The organism is Streptomyces sp. NPDC005566, assembly GCF_040605575.1.
Lineage (GTDB): Bacteria > Actinomycetota > Actinomycetes > Streptomycetales > Streptomycetaceae > Streptomyces.
Map to the genome: position 1 here is coordinate 1 of NZ_JBEXDB010000059.1, position 3,001 is coordinate 3,001.

The window sequence follows — 3,001 nt, forward strand, 5'->3', positions numbered from 1 at the left end:
GCCAGGCGCCGCAAGTCCGTCGACCCGCTGACCCTGCAGGCGGGCGACTACATCGTCCACGAGCAGCACGGCGTGGGCCGCTACATCGACGCGGATGACGCGTGACGTCGAATCGAAGCCGGGCAGCTTCATCGCGATCGAAGGGTTGGGTGCGGATGGCAGCTTGGTAAACATTGCATCGATGAACGGCCGCGATCCGAAGTTGGGCACGGCCGCCGCGATCGGCGTGGCAGCTGGCGCAGGCGGGCTCAATGCGGTCGCGGTCGGTTTGCAGGCTGTCGCGAGTTCGGACAACGCGGTGGCGATCGGCAGTATTGCCCAGACGGGCGTTGACCACCCGTATTCGGTCGCGATCGGCAGCAATGTTACGACGAACGGCGCAGGCGCGTTGGCGATCGGTTCTCGAGCAAAGGCCAATGCCGAAAACGCGGTTGCGCTCGGCAACAATAAGGTGGCAGCCGTGGGCAAGAGCTCGATCGCGATCGGCGACGCCGCGATGACAGCGGCGGGTACCGTGAACAGCGTTGCGATGGGCAAGTCTGCGAACATCGCGCAAAACGTCACGGATGCCATTGCACTGGGTGCCAACGCGAGTGTGGCGTCGGGCAATAACGGCGGCATTGCACTGGGCGCCAATTCTGTTGCCGATCGCGGCAATGCACTCTCCGTGGGATCGAATTCGCTCCAGCGCCAGATCGTCAACGTCGCAAAGGGTACTAAAAACAACGATGCGGTGAACGTGAGCCAGTTGACGGGCGTGACGAATGCGCTCGGTGGTGGCGCGGGCATCGAGACCGATGGCACCGTCAAGGCACCGACTTACAAGGTCGGCGACACGACGTACAACAACGTCGGCGACGCACTGGACGCGATGGCGAAGAACGGTGGCTCCGACCCGAACGCCGTCGCGTACGATAGCGCGACGAAGGACAAGGTGACGCTGGCCGGCACGACTGGCACGACGCTGTCGAACGTCGCGGCCGGCAAGGCCGACATGGACGCGGTGAACGTGTCGCAACTGAAGTCGTCGGGCCTGATCGGCGAGGATGGAAAGTCGGTCGCAGCAATCACGTACGACAAGAACGCGGACGGCACGCCGAACTACAAGTCGGCAACGCTGGCGGGCGAAGGCGGCACGACGCTGACGAACGTGAAGGCTGGCACGCTGTCGGCGAAGAGCACGGATGCGGTGAACGGTTCGCAACTGTTCGCGACGAACGAGAACCTGGGCAACCTGAAGGACGCGCTGACGGATGGCGGTGTCCTCGACAAGACGACCGGTGAATCGCTGGCGGTGGTGTACGACAGCACGTCGAAGGACAAGGTGACGCTGGCGGGCAAGACGGGCACGACGCTGTCGAACGTGAAGGCCGGTACGGCCGACCTGGACGCGGTGAACGTGTCGCAGCTGAAGTCGTCGGGCCTGATCGGCGAGGACGGCAAGTCGATCGCCGCGGTGACGTACGACAAGAAGGCCGATGGCACGCCGAACTACAACTCGGTGACGCTGGGCGGCGGGAAGTCGACGAGCCCGGTGACGCTGTCGAACGTGGCCAAGGGCAAGGCCGGCACGGACGCGGTGAACGTCGATCAACTGACGGACGCACTCCGCGACGTGGAAGGCGGCATGAATCCGTTGGCCGTGGCCTATGACAGCGCGAAGAAGGACAAGGTGACGCTGACGGGCGAAGGCGGTACGACGCTGTCGAACGTGAAGGCCGGCAAGGCCGACACGGACGCGGTGAACGTGTCGCAACTGAAGTCGTCGGGCCTCGTTGGCGAGGACGGCAAGTCGCTTGCGGCAATCACGTACGACAAGAACGCGGACGGCACGCCGAACTACAAGTCGGCAACGCTGGCTGGTGAAGGCGGTACGAAGTTGTCGAACGTGAAGGCCGGTACGGCCGACATGGACGCGGTCAACGTGTCGCAACTGAAGTCGTCGGGCTTGATCGGCGAGGATGGCAAGACGCTGGCTGCAATCACCTACGACAGGAACGCGGACGGTACGCCGAACTACAAGTCGGCAACGCTGGCCGGTGAAGGTGGTACGACGCTGTCGAACGTGAAGGCTGGCAAGGCCGACATGGACGCGGTGAACGTTGCGCAACTGAAGTCGTCGGGCCTCGTTGGCGAAGATGGCAAGTCGCGTGCCGCAGTGACGTACGACAAGAACGCAGACGGCACGCCGAACTACAAGTCGGCAACGCTGGCCGGTGAAGGTGGTACGACGCTGTCGAACGTGAAGGCTGGCAAGGCCGACACGGACGCGGTGAACGTGTCGCAACTGAAGTCGTCGGGCTTGATCGGCGAGGACGGCAAGACGATGGCCGCGGTGACGTACGACAAGAACGCAGACGGCACGCCGAACTACAAGTCGGCGACGCTGGCGGGCGAAGGCGGCACGAAGCTGTCGAACGTGAAGGCCGGTACGGCTGACATGGACGCGGTCAACGTGTCGCAGCTGAAGTCGTCGGGCTTGATCGGCGAGGATGGCAAGACGCTGGCTGCAATCACCTACGACAAGAAAGCGGACGGTACGCCGAACTACAAGTCGGCGACGCTGGCTGGCGAAGGTGGTACGAAGCTGTCGAACGTGGCGGCCGGTACGGCGGACGCGGACGCGGTGAACGTGTCGCAACTGAAATCGTCGGGCCTGATCGGTGAAGACGGCAAGTCGGTTGCCGCGGTGACGTACGACAAGAAGGCAGACGGTACGCCGAACTACAAGTCGGCGACGCTGGCGGGTGAAGGCGGTACGACGCTGGCGAACGTGGCAGCCGGTAAGGCTGACCGCGATGCGGTGAACGTGTCGCAGTTGAAGTCGTCGGGCTTGATCGGCGACGACGGCAAGTCGCTGGCCGCGGTGACGTACGACAAGAACGCGGACGGTACGCCGAACTTCAAGTCGGCGACGCTGGTGGGTGAAGGCGGTACGACGCTGGCGAACGTGGCAGCCGGTAAGGCTGACCGCGATGCGGTGAACGTGTCGCAGTTGAAG

General features: G+C 63.9%; 2 protein-coding genes. Both read left to right on the top strand.

The annotated features are described in order from the left end of the window. The first annotated feature begins 33 nt into the window (after window positions 1-33). On the top strand, window positions 34-105 hold the full coding sequence (locus ABZS61_RS34665; RefSeq protein WP_356430459.1) for a CarD family transcriptional regulator: 72 nt from the start codon (window positions 34-36) through the stop codon (window positions 103-105). After that, window positions 95-3,001 (top strand): hypothetical protein (locus tag ABZS61_RS34670; RefSeq protein ID WP_356430456.1); only part of this gene is annotated, 2,907 nt, incomplete at its 3' end. The genes ABZS61_RS34665 and ABZS61_RS34670, both read left to right, overlap by 11 nt.